Genomic DNA, 16,365 nt, shown 5'->3' with positions numbered 1-16,365 from the left:
TAAAGCATGCACACGGCTATCAGTCCGACTATCTATACGCTTGGCCCCGAGGGTACCAATTGCGCCACCGCCGCGCAGTGGTGGCTTGACTCTCGTGAAGAGCGCAATGGCGCGCAGCGAATTGTTCTGCATGAGACGCTTGAGCAAGCCTTTGATGAGTTGTCCGGAAAACAGGACGGCTATCTTTTAAGCTGCGCCGCCTATCCCGATTTGCATACGCTGATTTTTACCCGCCTGGGCGATATGGAGTTGTGCGACAGCTTCATCATGCCGACCCACTCCATGGTGCTTGCCAGTCGTACCAGCGCCGACCAGATAAAGAGTGTGGCAACCCATCCCGCGCCCCAATCCCTGGTGGCCAGCCATTACCGCAAGGTGTTTGCCAACAGCAATGCCGATGCCGCCGTGCTGTGCAGCACTGGCAAGGCAGATGCGTGCGTGACCACCGTGGTCGCGGCAGACCTGCATGAGCTGAACATCATTGAGGATTTCGGCCAGGTGCCGATGGCCTTTCTGGTCCATTCGCTGAAGCGAGCCGACCATGCAAAAGCCTGAACCGCTGTCGACCTTGGTCAATATCGTCAATGAAGTGCGTGCCCGCCAGGAACTGGATGGCAGCATCAAGGCGCCGAACGTGGCCGACCAGGCCCTCATCAGCCGCTTGATCGCCGAGCTAGACCGGCACGCCGCAATGATCGACGGGCTGTCTGCGCCGCTGCTGACGGCGACGCTGGAAGACCTGGGTAGCTGGCTGAAGAATGGCCTGGATCAACGGCCGTTATTCGATAAGACACTCGCCAGTTTCAACACCCCTGCCCCCGGCGACGCCTTGTTTCTTCTGGCCCCCATGCGCGCGACCAACGGCCCTGACCCCGAAGGCTTTCGGCTGGAGCTGGTCACCGGCTACCGCAGTGAAACCCCTTACCTGGCAAAGGCCGCGCAGTACACCGAGCACTACGTGGCACCGTTTCAATGCATCAAGCTGGGAGCGGCCTCGAAGGGGTTCCTGCAAGGCAATTGCATTGTGCTGTTTCCAGAGTCCGTGGCGACGGCAGCCAAGGTCGATAAACAGACCTTCGCGCTGTTCTTCTTCAGCAAGTTTCTGCGTATCTACAACGAGCAGACACTCGTCGAGGCAGACCGCTTGTTCGGGCGCCAGAGCCCGTTCCTGTTCGGCCAATTGAGAAGCCGCCAGATGTCTGAGTCAGACATGTACGACGCGCGTTGCCTGTGGGGTTATTACCATGACTATGCGCACCACACCGGGCCACGCCCGTTGGACAAAAACCTGTACATAAAGCTGAATTGGTTTACCGGCCTGCTGGAAGAAACCAAGTGTGACCTGATTACGGTGCGCCTGGTGCTGGAACACAGTCCGGACTTTTGGCGTGAAATCGCTGAGTTCATTCTGCTCGAGCGCATGTTCCGCTACCCCAAAGGCTCGGACCAGCACATGACGTTCGATGCCGGCACCGGGATTTTGCTCTTTGAGATGCTGATCAATGCCAAGGCATTGGTCGAAACCGAGCAGGGTCACCTCACCTTCGACAGCGAACGTCTTGGCCAAAAGCTGGTGTCGATGATCGCCGATATCGAGGCCCTCGAAGCACTCGACGACGAGGCCTATCTGGCGGGTGCCAAAGCTTATGTGCAGCAGCATCTGGGCACACCGCAAACCCCACTGGCACGTTTCAATTTCCCGGCCACGCACTACGCACGCCGCGTGCTGGCCGAGTGCCCCCAATGAATGCATTGAAGGTCCGCCTGCTGTTGTTCACCGTGGCCATTCTCGCGTTGTTCTCGATCAGTTGGCTGCTATCGAAAAGCCTGCTCGGTAACGTTGCGGTGATGCATGCCGTTGGGCTCAGGCTGTGGGCCACAACGGCCGCGTTATGGCTGATCGTGGCGTTCAGCACACGACCGCCGCAGGCTTCCAAGCCCCTGCTCGCCAGGATGCCGGGGTTTTTCATCCTGTCGATCCTGGGGTTCTCGCTCTATTTTGTCTGCAGCTTCGGCGCCTTGAAAACGCTGAAAGCCAGCGACCTGACCATGGTCCTGGCGACGATTCCGGGCATTACCTACCTGCTGGGTCTGCTGACACGCAGCCTGGGGTTTTCCTGGCTCAAGCTGGCGGGTGTGGTGATCGTCAGTGTCGCGGCGCTGGCGTTCAATACCCACACCGGCGACGTTGGCGCAGTCAGCCCGTCAGGCATTGCGCTGGCCTTGGTCGCGGCGCTTTCCTACGCCGTTTATGGCCTGCTGTCCAAGCGTTACCTCAAGGATCTGCCACTGATCAACTCGCTGGCCTGGGTCACGCTGATCGCCGCGGCGTGCTTTGTGCCGCTGTTCATTCTCGACCCCGCGCCCTTGTTGCGCCTGAACCTTGAGGACGCGCTCAAAGTGCTGATTTTGGGGGCTGCCTGCTCGGCGCCAGTGTATGTGTTGTACCAGAAGGTCCTGGCGGAGGGCGGTGTGCTGTATGCCAATGCGATTGGCTTGCTGGCGCCGTTCGCCGTGGTCACCGGTGAGTGGTTGATCGGCTCCGGCACGACCTTGGGTGCAGTAAAAATCGTCGCGATGATTGCGGTCATGGTGGGGATCACCCTGCTATTCATGGATGCATCAGGCGCCTCGGGCTGGACGTTCAAGCGTCGCGCCCCAAACCCACCGGTTAGTGAGGAAATACAATGAAAAAGCTGGCGTTGGTTTGCCACCGCAGTGCCAAGTTGTCCTTTGTATTTGAGGCCGCAGAAGCGGCAGGTATTGAACTGGTACTGATTTACGACACGACCGAAAGCGCCCCCGCGCACTTGCCGGCGGTCACGTCGACCTGGCAGCTGCCGGTGTTCGACGAGCCGCAGGTAGCGCTGGAAGCATTCGCGGCCGGCGCGCAAGAGCGAGGGATTGGCGGGGTCATGACGGTTCGCGAAGAAGCGATAATCTGGACGGCACTGGCGGCGCAAAAAATCGGTACCCCTGGCATCGATCCCCATGTGGCGGCGCTGGCCCGCAACAAGTACCTGATGCGCCAGGCCTTTGCCGAGGCAGGCTTGAGGTCACCGGGCTTTTGCTACATTGATAACCCCCACGACCTGTCGCAAACCCGCGCCCTGGGCTTGCCCCTGGTGATCAAGCCGCTCTCCGGCTGGTCGAGCACCGGTGTGATGCTGGCCAAAACGGCCGAAGAGCTTCCCGCCCTCGTCAACGCTGTCTGGGAGGTGCAGAGCAAGGACCTGGCACGTTTCTATGACCAGGACAAAGCCGCAGGCCTGGTTGTTGAACAGTATTTGCCGGGTAAAGAATTCGTCGTGGAGTGCTTTGTCGACATCGAAGGGGTGCATGTCCTGGCAGTGGGCGACAAGGGCCAACCCGAAGGGCCCTGGTTTGAAGAAACGATCTATCGCCAGCGTCGAGATATCGACGACCCCTTGATCATGGCGCTGTGCGACACCGCGCGCGCCGGGGTCAAGGCGTTGGGCATTACCATGGGCGCCGCCCATGTGGAGCTGCGCCTGGATGCCAAGCAGCAAGCGTATGTGATTGAAATCGGCGCACGCATAGGGGGCTCGGGGGTCTCGCACTTTGTGGTCGAGCAGAGCACCGGCGTGTCGTTCGCCGCACTCTGCATGAAGGCCGCCCTGGGGCTGCCGACCCCGGCACTGCCCGATGTACTGCCGGCCGCCAAAGTGGCAGCAAACTACATCATTCCTCTGCGCGGCGATGGCCGTTTCAACGGTTTCAGCGGGCTGGAAAAGGTCGAGGAGCACCCGGAAACCGCACGGATCGTGACCTTTTTCGAGGCCGGACACCTTTCACCACCCCCTCCCGCGTTTGGCGGCTACCCAGGGTTCATCTTCTCGGTACATGCCTCGGATGAGGCGGCGAACGCGTACCACCAATGGCTTGATGCTGCATTGAGCATCAACTGGAACCAATAAATACCACCCGTAGCCGGGTTCGGGAGTCGTGATATGGAACATCCGCAACTGGATTGGAATAACCTGGGCTTCAGCTACAGGAAAACCGACCTTCGTTACATCGCACACTGGCGTGACGGTCAGTGGCAGGAAGGTGCGCTGACCGAAGATAACCAACTGCATATCAGCGAAGGCTCAACCGCGCTGCATTATGGCCAGCAGTGTTTTGAGGGGATGAAGGCCTACCGTTGCAAGGATGGTTCGATCAACCTGTTTCGCCCCGATCAGAATGCTGCCCGTATGCAGCGCAGCTGCTCACGGCTGCTGATGCCGCCCGTCTCGACCGCGCAATTCATCGATGCCTGCAAGCAGGTGATCAAGGCCAACGAACGCTTCCTGCCGCCCTACGGTACCGGCAGCTCGCTGTATCTGCGACCTTTCGTCATCGGTGTGGGCGATAACATCGGTGTGCGTACCGCGCCGGAGTTTATCTTCTGCGTGTTTTGCATCCCGGTCGGCGCGTTGTTCAAAGGCGTGTTGCAACCGAGCAACTTCATCATTTCGGACTATGACCGCGCCGCCCCCAATGGTACGGGCGCTGCCAAGGTCGGCGGAAACTACGCGGCCAGCCTGCTACCCGGCACCGAAGCACGGCAGGCGGGTTTTGCCGACTGCATTTACCTCGACCCGCTGACCCATAAAAAAATCGAAGAAGTCGGTTCGGCGAATTTCTTTGCCATCACCCATGACAACACCTTTGTGACCCCGCGTTCACCTTCAGTATTGCCTGGCATCACCCGCGCCTCGTTGATCGAGCTGGCGCAAAGCCGTCTGGGGCTCAAGGCGGTGGAAGAAGACGTGTATATCGACAACCTGGCGGCTTACAAGGAAGCCGGCGCGTGCGGCACCGCAGCGGTGATCACACCGATTGGCGGTATCCGCTACAACGATCACCTACATGTATTCCACAGCGAGCATGAGGCCGGGCCGCTGACCCAGCGTTTGTTCAATGAGCTGACCGGCATCCAGAACGGCGACGTTGAAGCGCCGGCAGGCTGGATCGAAAAAGTCTAAAGCCCTGAGACGCCCGCTGTGCCGACATCCCGTGGGTGTCAGTACAGCGGGCCGATCAAGCGTCAGTCAGACCGCCTGAAAGTGGTTATGTCCGACTCACCGAGCCGGTAACCGGCAAATTGCCGAGCAACTTGAGCCCGGTGCTTTTCACGAAAGTGTCGTAGTCCATCGGCTTCTGGATACGGGTTTCGGCGTTGGGCAGCACATAGGCCCAGGCACGTTGGGACGAGGCGTCATACACCAGCTTGAACAGGCGCGTAGGCACCCACACCTTGTTGTCGCCGATGGTGCTGTAGCCGGCATCAAACAACGGGCCGGTGAACACAAACACATTGCCGCCGGCCCGCACGGCGAACTTGCGCACGTCGGCCTCGACCTTGCTCCAGATCTTGCGGTTGTTGGTGGGGTCTTGCGGCACCATGTTCGACAAAGCGAAGGATTGCGCCATGGCATTTGCGCTTGGCGCATCGGCAGCCGGAGATTGATGGCCGCGGTCCACCGCCGGGTGCTGGCTGCGGTAGTCGCTCAGTTCCGCGCGCGCGCCTTTGGGAATGCGCGGGTCGGGATAAAACTGGTTGGTGCGCTCCTCGCCCTTGGCGTCTTTCAGCTGTGCGGCATTCAAACGCTCGACCACCACCAAAGGCGTCTTGCTGGTTTGCGAGTAGAGCACCGCAAAGTGATCCGAACACAGCGCCATGGGTTTCATCGAGGCGGGCACGGTGGCCGTGTTGATCGGCTTGGCGCCGGGAAACAGGTCCGCGCAGCCGTCGAAGGAGAGCCGTTGTTCTTGACTGGAATAGAGACCGAGGGCTGCGCTTTGGCTGATGGAACTTGAGCGCGAAGTGTGTTCATGGGCCGGTGGTTTGATCAGGTCCAGCAGACCACGGGCCTGTGCGCCGGGCGAGAGCAGAACAAGCGCCGACAGGCCAACTGCAATAATGCGTAAGTGCATGTTTTATATCTTAAAGTGAGGAGCCTAATGGACCCTCACTTTAACCTTTAGTGCGACGCCTGGCGGATCGAATTCCAGGCCGCCTGCGCCGGGATCCCCACCTCGTTAAGGCACGCCAGCGCTTCACGCAGGATGCTGCACCTGCCGGGGAAGCCACTTGCCGAACGGGCAGGCGGCACCCTGAACGTGAAGCTCGCTTAGCGCCTAGTGCCCCGCCACCGCTGGCCCATCGGCTGACCGCCGTCCCGGTTTGAAACCATGGGCATGCGCCGTGCAGGCAATCACCAACGCCACCAGCAGCAACAGCGCCATTGCCCAGGGAAACGAGGCAGCGCCCCACGTTTTCAGCAGCACGCCACCGACCACGCCGCTGGCCGCAATGGCACTGTTCCACGCCACCACGTTCAGCGACAGCGCCACATCGGCGCCCTCCCCGGCGGCATCGGCCAATGCGGTTTGCAGCAGTGTGGCGGCGCCACCAAAACTCAAGCCCCACACGGCCACGCCGAGGTAGATCACCTGCGGCACGCTGCCCACAAAGCCGAACACCAGGGTGACCGCCGCAAACGCCACCAGGCTTGCCAGCACGGTCTTGCGCAACAGCGGTTCGACCAGTTTGGCCGTCAACCAGATCCCCAGCAGCGCGGCAATGCCGAACACCAGCAAGACTAAATCCACACGTTCAGCCAAGCCTGCACGCGCCACAAACGGAGCAATGTAGGTGTACAGAATGTTGTGCGCCAGCATCCAACTGATCACCACCGCCAGCACCGGCCGCACGCCGGGCGTGGTCAGCACTTGGTCCAGGGACAGACGCTGGTGCGCAGGCTGCGGCGGATAGTCCGGGACTTTCGCCAGCACCCATACGATCAGCAGCAGCGTCAGCGCCGACATCAGACCAAAGGTGGTGCGCCAACCCACCAGACCGCCCAGCCACGTGCCCAGCGGCACACCCAGCGACAACGCAATCGGCGTACCCACCATGGCCAGTGCCAGCGCCCGGCCCTGTTGATGCGGCGCAACCATGCGCCGGGCATAACCGGCCAGCAGGCTCCAGGCCAGCCCCGCCGCCACGCCGGCAAAGAACCGCGCCACCAGGGTTACGCCGTATTGGGACGACAGCGCGGTGATGGAGTTAAACAGCAGAAAGCCGACGATGGTCAGCAGCAACACATTGCGCCGCCGCCAGCCACGGGTGGCAATGGTCATGGGGATCACCGCCAGCACCGAACCCAGCGCATAGGCCGTGACCATCTGCCCGGCCATCGACGGCGAAATCGCCAGGCCGTCGCTGATCAACGGCAACAGCCCGGCGGGCAGGGTTTCGGTGACGATGCAGATAAAGCCGGTCATGGCCAGGGCGAGCAAAGCGCCAATGGGCAGACGGTCGGATGACGCGGATAAGCTGAGTGAGGGTGTCACGGGAAACTCCTTGGGACAACTTAGATACTGATCGATATAAATGTTGCGTGCGCACACCGTGCGTTGTCAACGACTTATGTATCGACTAGTATTTATCTCGCTTACCCAGAGGATTCCCCACATGGCACAAATGGGCCGCCCGCGTAATTTCGACCGAGACCAGGCCGTGGAACAGGCCATGCACCTGTTTTGGCAGCACGGTTATGACGCCACCTCCCTCGCCCAGCTCAAGGCCGGGCTGGGTGGCGGTATCTCCGCGCCGAGTTTTTACGCGGCATTCGGCTCCAAAGAAGCGCTGTTCGATGAGTGCGTGCAGCGTTATCTGGCCACCTATGCCCAGGTCACCGAATGCCTGTGGGACGAGGCTTTGCCACCCCGCAAGGCCATCGAAACCGCGCTGCGCCAGTCGGCGCGCATGCAGTGTGAAGACGGGCACCCCAAGGGCTGCATGGTGGCGCTGGGCGTGATGAGCGCACCCAGCCCCGAGAATGCGCGGGTCGCGGACGCACTGACGCAATCGCGCGTGCGCACCCGGGCCGGGATTGTGGCCTGCGTTGAGCGCGGGATACGTCTTGGGCAATTGCCGGGCACCACGCAGGCAGCGTCGATGGCGACGGTATTTGACAGTTTCTTGCAGGGCGTTTCGATCCTGGCGCGCGATAACGTGCGGTTTAAGGATATCGACGCGGCGATCAGCCAACTCCTGCTGACATGGGACATTACCGCCGCTACCGCGTCGCCCATTCGTCCCGACACGCCAGCAAAAAGTCCACAAACGCCCGCACCCGATGCGGCACATAGCGCCCATGGGGATACAGCAAGGTGAAGGGCCGCGAGCGCCCGCCAAACGGCTTCAACACTTCAACCAGGCTGCCGTCGGCCAACTCGGGTTCAACAATGAATTTGTAGGTTTGAAACAGCCCCGCGCCGTGTTTGGCCAGGGTTACGCCGCCCAGCACATCATGGGCAATGCTGTAACCGGCCTGCCCGGCAAACTCCTGCTCCTGGCCTTGCACCTGGAACAGCCAGGGGATGCGTCGACCGTTGCTGGGCAATTCAAATTGAATGCACTCATGCGCAGGCAAGTCGTCCAGCATCTGCGGCGTACCGACGCGCTGCAAGTAAGCCGGTGCGGCAACGACCACCAGCTCGGCATCTTCCAGCAGCCGCGCGATCAGCGACGAATCCGGCTGGGCGCGCACGCGAATGGCCAGGTCATAGCCTTCGGCAACGAAGTCGATATTGCGGTTGCTGATATGGATATCCACGGTGACTTGCGGGTACTGCGCACGGAACCTGGGCAGCAGCGGCAGCAAGCGGTGATGCGCGTAAGTGGTCGGCACACTGATGCGCAAGCGCCCGGACGGCACCGCCTGCTCGCCCATCACCTGTTGCTGGGCCTCCACCAGTTGCGTCAGCGCCTCGCGGCACTGCTCGAAAAATGTGCGGCCGCTGTCGGTGAGGCGAATGCTGCGGGTGGTACGCACAAACAAGCGTGCGCCCAGGCGTTCTTCCATGCGCGAGATACTGCGGCTCACGGCGGCCGGGGTAACACCTGCGGCCTGCGCGGCCGCGGTAAAGCTGCCGGCTTCGGCAGCGAGGCAGAACAGCTCGATGCTGCCCAGCTGCAAATCTTCGAAATGGCGTTTCATGATTGATTTCGTCGGCTCACTATCCGACGTCATACTTACCAGCCTCTTGCCCTTTAATACAGCGCGCCGGGCACGAATGAGTCATCGGCCGTCCTTGTGTCCGGCAGGTTAACGCACGATGGCGGCGGCACTGAATGCGTGGATCTTGTCGACGATCTGGCGTGATGCCGTCCGGATTGCCGTGGTGGTATTGCCGGCAATGTGCGGCGTCAATTGCGCATTGGCAATCGCGGTCAATGGCGAGTCGAAGCGGTCTTTCTCCAGGGCAAAGGTATCGATGGCCACCGCTTTGATATGCCTGGGAAACTCGCCCATGAAGGCGGCCAACTGGTGTTCGTCGACGATCCCGCCGCGCGCGGTATTGATGAGGATTGAGCCCTGGCGCATCTGCCGGAACTCGGCAGTGCCGAACAAGCCTCGGGTCTGCGGGGTGAGCGGTACGTGGATCGAGACGATGTCCGCCTCGGCCAGTAACGGTTCAAGACCCGCCCGTCGTTCAAGCCCAAGGCTGCGCGCCACCGGTTCGGTAAAGCGTTCGGACCCGGTGGCGATCACCTTGATGCCCAGCGCCGCAGCCTTGCGCGCCACCTGCCGGGCAATACTGCCGGTGCCCACCAGCCCCAGCGTCAGTTCGGCGTATTCGCAGGCAGGCGCCAAGGTGCCTTTTGCCCAATGGCCGTTGTGCGTTTCGGCGTTGTAGTCATCCAGATCGCGCGACAGATACAGCGCCTGGGCCACGACGTATTCGGCAACAGCGGCCGCGTTGGAACCCGGCGTGTTGAGGATCGCCACGCCACACTGCTCGCACGCCAGCCGATCAATATGATTGACCCCTGCGCCAGCCTGGGCAATGGCGCGCAGTGGCGTGGCCAACGCCGGCGAGGTGGCAGCGCGGATCAGGCCGGCGCCCAAGGGGATGTTCAGGCGCGTCTTGAACACGCTGTAGCCCCCGGCCTGACTCACGGCGGCAATAAAGCCAGGCTCGTCATGGCAGTTGATCTCGGCATAGTGAATGCGCGTGCCGTAGTGCTGCCGAATGCGCTCTTTGTCCGCGAAATAATGCAGGTTGAGGGTGACGCCCAGGCCCAGTTCAAGAAAGCGATCGACCTCCTCAAACAGTAACGGCGGCCCGGGGGCATCCAGTATCAGGGTGGTAAATGCCATACCGTTGATCCTCTTGGAGGGTAGCGCCTGCCGATACCCAGGTTGCCCTGGGGATAGGGTTAATTGATCGTTCCCACGCTCCGCGTGGGAATGCCGCCCCGGACGCTCTGCGTCCAGCGCTTGAAGGCGTGACGCGGAGCGTCACCGGATGCATTCCCACGCAGAGCATGGGAACGATCACTGTGAAAAAAGCCAACACGGTGCTGATCACGCGCCACTATACCTTCACCAAGCCGGATGCCCTGTGCTCCCCGCAAGTGTACGCGGCGATGAAGTCGGCGATTGAAGGCATGGTCAATGATTTGAAAAGCCAGATCATTGTGCAGGCGATGTAACCTTCTAAGAGCGATGACCGGGCGCTGCCTGCCAGTGGGCGAGCGCCCTCCATTCAACGACGAACACGGTCACTTGTGGCGAGCAGGCTTGCCCTGCGTTGGGCTGCGCAGCGGCCCTAGCCCCTTCCAGCTGACTCGCCGCGTCACCCGAATTGGGGCGGCTTCGCCACCCAACGCAGGGCAAGCCTGCTCGCCACGGTGAAGGTGTTCAGCCTTCACTGATGGGCGTTGCCTGGCCCTTAGAACTTAGCCTGCACGCCCACCCGTAATGTACGCCCTGGCGCCGGCATGAAGCTTTGCGCCAGCGGGTCCAGGTAGTAGCGATCGGTGACGTTCTGCAGCGATACGTTCAGGCTCGCGTCCTCCTGCAACTTATAGTTGAGGAACAGATCCACCATGGCTACTTCGCGGTAGTTCAGTTGCGGCGTGGTGGCGCCGGTCTGCCAAGTTTTGTCGGCGGTGACGGTGGGGCCACTGGTGTAGGTTATACGTGTGCCGAGCGTGAGGCTTTGGTCAAAGAAGCGCAGGCCGGTGGTCAGGTTGCCTGCAAGCCGGGGTGGGTTCTGGGTGTTGGTGTAGGAACCCATGAAGCTGCCCGGCGTGCAGTTCGGGGTGTCGGCGGTTTTCTGGTAACTGTTGCTGGTAGCGCGCAGCCTGGCGGCGAAGGCCGCATCGCAGGTTTCGGTTTTCAGGTAGTAGGTGGACGACAGGTCGGCGAACACGCGCCCGGCATCGTAGCGGGCTTGCAGTTCCAGGCCGCTGGTCTTGTAGCTGTCGGTGTTGCTGAAACGCATCTGGCCCCAGGTGCCTGGGCTTGGGTCGTAGTAGCGGGTGATGTAGTTCTTGATGGTGTTGTTGAAGTAGGCGAGCTTGATCGCCGCCGCGTCATCCTCGACCAGCAGCCCTTTGCGCAAGGTGCTGGCACCGACCTCCCAGTTGCTTGAGCGCTCGGGTTTCAAGCCCTTGCCGGGCAGGGTTTGCAGCACGCCCTGGCTGGTTTCAAACAATGAGGGCATGCGAAAACCCTGGGTGTAGGAGGCATACACAAAGGTGTCCGGCAGCACTTCGATATTGATGCCCAGCGCCGGCGAAAAAGCCCCGCCGCTGTTGCTGGCCTTGCCGGAATAGTCATAGCCGCTCACCACGTCACCGACCTGGGACGGGTAAACCGTCGAATCGATCACGCCAAAGTCGTTGTAGCGCACGCCCTCGAAGGGGAAGTTGGTGTTCTGGAACACGATGCCGTTGTTCAGGCGCGGATCGGTGGCATTCGTGTACTCGCCGTTCTGGTCCGGGAACCACATCATGTTGCCGGAATTGTTGCCGTTGTAGACACGCAGGTAACGCAGGTCACGCTCCTCGCGCCGTGCGGTGGACCTGGCAATGTGGTCTTTGCTGCGATAGTGGGTATAACGGCCGCCGCCCCATAAGGTCAGACGGTCCACCGGTTTGTATTCGAGCTTGCCATTGAAGCTGTATTCCTGCCGCGAGCCTTCGCGCAGCATACGGTTGGCGTTGATATCGTCCTGGGTGGTGGCAACGCCTTTTTGCGGGCGCAGTTCTTCGAGCTGGAACGAGCTGCCGAGGTCGAGCTTCAGATCGCCGTAGCCGGTCACCCAGCGTGAGGTGTTGGCCAGGCCGCCGCCGATGCGCTGGTTGGCCTGGCGGCTCCAGGCGCGGTCGGAGCGATAAGCCTGGGACGCAGGTGCAGCCACCGAGGTGAGCTGGCTGGTTTGGGCGTCGGTCATCCACAGGTCGGCGGTCAGGTCCACCAGCGGGTTGCCCGAGGGCAGGTAGTTGTAGCGAGCGGTGTAAGTGTCGATCCTGGTGTGGCCCAGTGGGTATTGATAGATACCGCCGGTGCCGAAACGGAAGATATCCGACGGCATGATCTCGCCAATGCGCCCGTCATAACGACGATAGCCGAGGTCGAAGGTATGGCCGTCCGCCGGGCGCAGAGTGGTCTTGAGCAGGAACGATTCGGTCTTCGCCGAAGAGTTGAGTACCTCTTCGCCGGCGTTGTAGGTGGTGGCTACGCTGGTGTCTTCATCGCCCCAACGGTCGTAGGTGCGGTAACGGTCCTGGCCCTTTTTACCGGCAAAATAATTGCCCTGGTTGCGCTTGGCGTAGGCCGCCACCACGTCGAATAACTCATGGGTGTAGGCAAACGCGGCGCTGCCGGCTTCGGCCTGCGAGCCGAACAGCCCGCCGCGGCTCTGTTGCGGCTCAGCATACAGGTCCTGGGTTTTGGAGTGTGGGTCGCGGGACGCCGGGGCGACGCCGTTGTTCCAAAAGTCGCCCTTGAGGCGCAGACCGATGTTCTGGCCGTCCTTGAGGATGTCGCCAACGCCCAGGGTGCGCATCTTTACCGTACCGCCAATGGCGCTGGAGGTCAGGCTTGGGCCTTTGTCGATGGTGATGTCGCTGATCAAATCCGGGTCGATGTAACTGCGCTGCTGAGTACCGGCATAGCCGCGATACACATCCAGCGCCTGCTGCGAACCGTCCACCGTAACCGCCACCCGGCTCTGGCCCTGGATACCACGAATATTCACATCCAAACCGCCGCCATTGCGGCTGTCGCCCACCTGCACGCCGGGCTGGCCCTTGAGCACATCACCCACCGACACCACGCCAAAACGTTGCATGTCTTCGCCGGAGATATACACCGACGAACGCGGCGCTCGGTAGACCTCCTCTTCGTCGAGATTTTCGCCCGTCACTTTTTGCGTCGGCAGCTGCACGGCCTCCTGGCGCAGGCGCAACACATAGCCGCCATCGGCCTGGCGCTGATAGTCGAGGCCGGTGCCCGAGAGCACCTGGGCCAGGCCGTTCTCAGTGTTGAATTCACCCTGCAGCCCCTGGCTTTTTCTGCCCGCCGTGAGCAGCGAACTGCCCGCCATGCTGATCCCGGCTTCGGCACCAAAGCGCGACAGCACCTGGTCCAGCGGCCCGGCACTGATGCTGTACGGGCGTTCACCGACGGCCAGCACCAGCTCACCGCACAACGGTTGCAGGCCGAGAAACAACAAGCTGAACGTATGACGACGCAAGACACTAACGGGGGAAATCATGCAAGGCTCCTAGGGATCGAAAACCACCTGTGCCGGTGGGTAATACCTAAAGGCCAAGCCAGATCGAAAAAACTATCGCGTCGGCGAAAAAAAAACTTTACGCGGGCACCACCGTCACCCAATAACGGCTTCTTCGCTCGATGCGCACCGGCAAGGTTTTGGCCACCAGGGCCAGCGCGGCATCGGTGTCGTCCAACTGGAAACTGCCGGTGATGCGCAGCGCCGCCACCGCCTCACTGCAACGCAGCAAGCCCGGGCGATAGCGCGAGAGTTCGGCCAGTAACTGATCCAGGCGCATGCGTTCGGCAGGCAGAATGCCGTGCATCCAGGCCTGGGCCAGCAACAAGTCAACCGGGCTTGGGCGCCCGATTGCGTAGTCGTCAACGTTTATCTGCCAGCCAGCCTGCAACGGCACGGGCGTCGGCTGATGCCGCGCACTCACTTGCACCCGCCCGCGCAAAACAGTCACCAACGTGCCCTGATGATCGTGGCGCACCAACAGGTTGGCGCCCTGGCTGTACAGCAGCGCGTTCGGGGTTTGCAGTTGCAACGAGGCAGACCCCGCTGGCGTGTCGAGTGCCAGCTCGCCTTCGACCAACTGCACGCTGCGTTGGCCTGCGTTCACGTCCAGGTTGACCGCACTGGCGGTGTTCAGCCACAGCGAACTGCCGTCCGCCAGGGTCCAGTGTCGGCGTTCGCCAGTGCGGGTGCGATAACTCGCCAGCGCCGCGCGTACCCGCGTGGAGTCCGCACCTTGCCAGGCAACGCCACCGAGCAGCCCCAGCGCCAACAGGCATTTGAGCACCTGACGACGGCGATGAGGATCGGTCCCGGCCGCCTGCAATGCCTGGCGTGCCGTGACGTCGGCCAACACATTGGCGCCTGGTTGCAACAACAGCGGCAAGCTGCTGACCCGCTGCCAGGCGTACTCATGCGCGGGGTTGGCCTGGCGCCATTGCTGCAAAGCCTGATGGTCGGCGGCATTCATCAAGCCGGACTGCAGACGCACCAGCCACTCGATGGCACTGTCGCGCACTTGCGGGTCAACCGCCACACTGCTCATTCAAACCGGCTCGCATAGCAGACACTGAATGCCTTACCCATGGCGCGCTGCACCTGGGCCACCGTCAGGCTTAATTGTTTGGCGATCTGCGGATAGGTCAGGCCATCGAGCTGCGACAAGAAGAAAATCTGCCGCACCCGCGTCGACAAACCGACCAGCAGCGAATCCAGCTGCGACAGCGTTTCGATCATCAGATACCGCTCTTCCGGCGAAGGCTCCTCGGCCACCGGCCGCGCCGCCAGCGCTTCCAGATAAGCCCGCTCGATGGCTTGGCGACGCCAACGGTTGATCAGCAAGCCGTTGGCGATGGTGGCAAGAAATGCCATGGGCTGGCGTAATTCACCCACGTCATCCTGGAAGCGCAGCACGCGGATAAAGGTGTCATGTGCGAGGTCTTCGGCATCGGCCGTATGCCCCAGCCGCCGGTGCAACCAGCCTCGGAGCCAGCTGTGGTGATTGGCGTACAGCTGGGCGACGGGCGAGGGGGTGCTGTCGTGCTGCATTTCAGATCCGCACTAATGATAATAGTTCTCATTTTATGGGCTGAGGAGAGGGGTTGTATAGGGGAAAAGTTGCGACGATCAGCCAAATCCAAGGCAAAAAAAAGCCTGCATCTCTGCAGGCTTTTCTCTATCTGGCTCCACGACCTGGACTCGAACCAGGGACCCAATGATTAACAGTCATTTGCTCTACCAACTGAGCTATCGCGGAATGCGCCGTATGTTACTGATTAAAAAGAAGAAGTCAAGCACTGAGGTGCATGTTGACGAAATCCTGCGAATTCCGGTTGCAACCCGCTACACCGGGCTGGCCATTTCCTTGGCCAGATCCAGCCACGCACGCGCCGCCGGCGGCAGGTGTGCGCTGGCGCGCCAGGCCAGGGCGATGTGCCAGTCGGTGTGGGGTTCGTCCAACGCAATCAAGGCAATACCCGCGTGTTGATGTTTGAGTGCGAGCATGCGCGGAAGGAAGGCGACGCCCAGCCCGGCTGAGACCAGGTCAACGATAAAATCGATCTGCCCGCTGCGCGCGGTCACTCGGGGCGTGACGCCTTTGCGTTCACAGGCGGCGAGGATCTTGGCGTTCAGGGCGAAGCCGGCTTCGAACAAAATGAACGGTGAATCGGCCAGGTCGGTGAAGTCGATGCGTTTACGCTTGGCCAGTGGGTGGTTGATGGGCAGTACCGCCATCAGTGGTTCGTTGCGCACCGGCTGGTAGTCGAAGGCCTGGTCCACCGGCAACAGCAGCGCGGCGAGGTCGACCTCCCCGGCTTCCAGGCATTCGCGCAGTTTTTTGCTGCCGTATTCGGTGAGTTCGATTTCGATTTCCGGGTAGCGGCTGCGGTACGCCGCGAACATCGCTGCAAACAGCACGCCGCAGCCTACCGGTGGCAGGCCGATGCGCAGCACGCCGCGTTTGAGGCCGCGCAGGTCGTTGATCTCGGCCACCAGGTCATTGTGTTCGGCGAGCAGCACCAGGGCGCGGCGGTAGGCGATTTCGCCGGCCGCCGTCAGCTCGTTACGGTGGCCCAGGCGGTTGAGCAGCGGCGTGCCGAGCTCGTCTTCGAGGGTCTTGACCGCCTTGCTCACGGTGGATTGGGTCAGGGCCACCACTTCGGCCGCCTGGGAGAAACCGCCCTGGCGCACCACTTCGACAAACGCCCGCACGGTTCTCAGGTTCATCGGTATTCCTATAGCGACTGGATACTAGTA

General features: G+C 61.4%; 15 protein-coding genes and 1 tRNA gene. 7 read left to right on the top strand and 9 right to left on the bottom strand.

Features of this window, described 5'->3' with window-relative positions; all coding sequences use genetic code 11:
- Positions 1-6 precede the first annotated feature (6 nt).
- From ASE80_RS24330 to ASE80_RS24310, 5 genes are read left to right on the top strand one after another with little or no spacing between them, the layout of a single operon-like run.
- Positions 7-555 (top strand): hypothetical protein, encoded by a 549-nt coding sequence (locus tag ASE80_RS24330; RefSeq protein WP_056861171.1) that lies wholly within the window; start codon positions 7-9, stop codon positions 553-555.
- On the top strand, positions 542-1,747 hold the full coding sequence (locus ASE80_RS24325; protein WP_056861170.1) for a DUF6421 family protein: 1,206 nt from the start codon (positions 542-544) through the stop codon (positions 1,745-1,747). The genes ASE80_RS24330 and ASE80_RS24325 overlap by 14 nt, the downstream gene beginning before the upstream one ends.
- Positions 1,744-2,691 carry a DMT family transporter gene (locus tag ASE80_RS24320; protein ID WP_082463671.1) on the top strand — a complete coding sequence of 316 codons (948 nt, stop codon included), beginning with the start codon at positions 1,744-1,746 and terminating at the stop codon, positions 2,689-2,691. Before ASE80_RS24325 ends, ASE80_RS24320 begins: the two co-directional genes overlap by 4 nt.
- A complete protein-coding gene (locus ASE80_RS24315) occupies positions 2,688-3,938 on the top strand; it encodes an ATP-grasp domain-containing protein (RefSeq protein WP_056861169.1) in 1,251 nt (416 codons plus the stop codon). The genes ASE80_RS24320 and ASE80_RS24315 overlap by 4 nt, the downstream gene beginning before the upstream one ends.
- Positions 3,939-3,971: 33 nt before the next feature.
- A complete protein-coding gene (locus ASE80_RS24310; protein WP_056861168.1) occupies positions 3,972-4,991 on the top strand; it encodes a branched-chain amino acid aminotransferase in 1,020 nt (339 codons plus the stop codon).
- A gap of 85 nt (positions 4,992-5,076) precedes the next feature.
- Here the strand turns inward: ASE80_RS24310 and ASE80_RS24305 are convergent, their stop codons facing one another.
- Positions 5,077-5,943, bottom strand: coding sequence for a DNA/RNA non-specific endonuclease (locus tag ASE80_RS24305; protein ID WP_056861167.1), 867 nt, complete (start codon positions 5,941-5,943; stop codon positions 5,077-5,079).
- Positions 5,944-6,147: 204 nt separating this feature from the next.
- A complete protein-coding gene (locus tag ASE80_RS24300) occupies positions 6,148-7,365 on the bottom strand; it encodes an MFS transporter (RefSeq protein ID WP_056861166.1) in 1,218 nt (405 codons plus the stop codon).
- Between the two features lie 121 nt (positions 7,366-7,486).
- On the opposite strand from ASE80_RS24300, the gene ASE80_RS30440 reads away from it, so the two are divergent.
- Complete coding sequence (locus tag ASE80_RS30440; RefSeq protein WP_082463670.1) at positions 7,487-8,191, top strand: TetR/AcrR family transcriptional regulator; 705 nt, start codon at positions 7,487-7,489, stop codon at positions 8,189-8,191.
- Here ASE80_RS30440 and ASE80_RS24290 read toward each other — a convergent pair.
- Both ASE80_RS24290 and ASE80_RS24285 read right to left on the bottom strand, forming a co-directional pair.
- On the bottom strand, positions 8,094-9,017 hold the full coding sequence (locus tag ASE80_RS24290) for a LysR family transcriptional regulator (RefSeq protein ID WP_056861164.1): 924 nt from the start codon (positions 9,015-9,017) through the stop codon (positions 8,094-8,096). The two genes, ASE80_RS30440 and ASE80_RS24290, sit on opposite strands and share 98 nt — an antisense overlap.
- 108 nt (positions 9,018-9,125) lie before the next feature.
- Entirely contained in the window at positions 9,126-10,181 is a 1,056-nt protein-coding gene (locus ASE80_RS24285; RefSeq protein ID WP_056861163.1) for an NAD(P)-dependent oxidoreductase, read from the bottom strand.
- A gap of 182 nt (positions 10,182-10,363) precedes the next feature.
- On the opposite strand from ASE80_RS24285, the gene ASE80_RS31170 reads away from it, so the two are divergent.
- The gene (locus tag ASE80_RS31170) at positions 10,364-10,516 is read left to right on the top strand and encodes a hypothetical protein (protein WP_235593084.1); all 153 of its coding nucleotides are present in this window, start codon (positions 10,364-10,366) and stop codon (positions 10,514-10,516) included.
- A gap of 239 nt (positions 10,517-10,755) precedes the next feature.
- Here the strand turns inward: ASE80_RS31170 and ASE80_RS24280 are convergent, their stop codons facing one another.
- The 5 genes from ASE80_RS24280 to ASE80_RS24260 form a co-directional block, all read right to left on the bottom strand.
- Entirely contained in the window at positions 10,756-13,590 is a 2,835-nt protein-coding gene (locus ASE80_RS24280) for a TonB-dependent receptor (protein WP_056861162.1), read from the bottom strand.
- 97 nt (positions 13,591-13,687) lie between these two features.
- Positions 13,688-14,653, bottom strand: coding sequence for a FecR domain-containing protein (locus ASE80_RS24275; RefSeq protein ID WP_056861161.1), 966 nt, complete (start codon positions 14,651-14,653; stop codon positions 13,688-13,690).
- A complete protein-coding gene (locus tag ASE80_RS24270) occupies positions 14,650-15,156 on the bottom strand; it encodes a sigma-70 family RNA polymerase sigma factor (RefSeq protein WP_056861160.1) in 507 nt (168 codons plus the stop codon). Before ASE80_RS24270 ends, ASE80_RS24275 begins: the two co-directional genes overlap by 4 nt.
- A gap of 132 nt (positions 15,157-15,288) precedes the next feature.
- Positions 15,289-15,364: transfer RNA gene (locus ASE80_RS24265), tRNA-Asn, on the bottom strand.
- An 86-nt stretch (positions 15,365-15,450) separates the two neighbouring features.
- Positions 15,451-16,335, bottom strand: a complete 885-nt coding sequence (locus tag ASE80_RS24260) for a LysR family transcriptional regulator (protein WP_056861159.1) — start codon at positions 16,333-16,335, stop codon at positions 15,451-15,453.
- Positions 16,336-16,365 lie beyond the last annotated feature (30 nt).

The sequence above is a fragment of the Pseudomonas sp. Leaf15 genome (assembly GCF_001421425.1).
In the GTDB taxonomy this organism is placed as follows: Bacteria; Pseudomonadota; Gammaproteobacteria; order Pseudomonadales; family Pseudomonadaceae; genus Aquipseudomonas; species Aquipseudomonas salomonii.
Note: the sequence above shows the minus strand (reverse complement) of the source record. Positions and strands in the feature narration are given on the sequence as shown.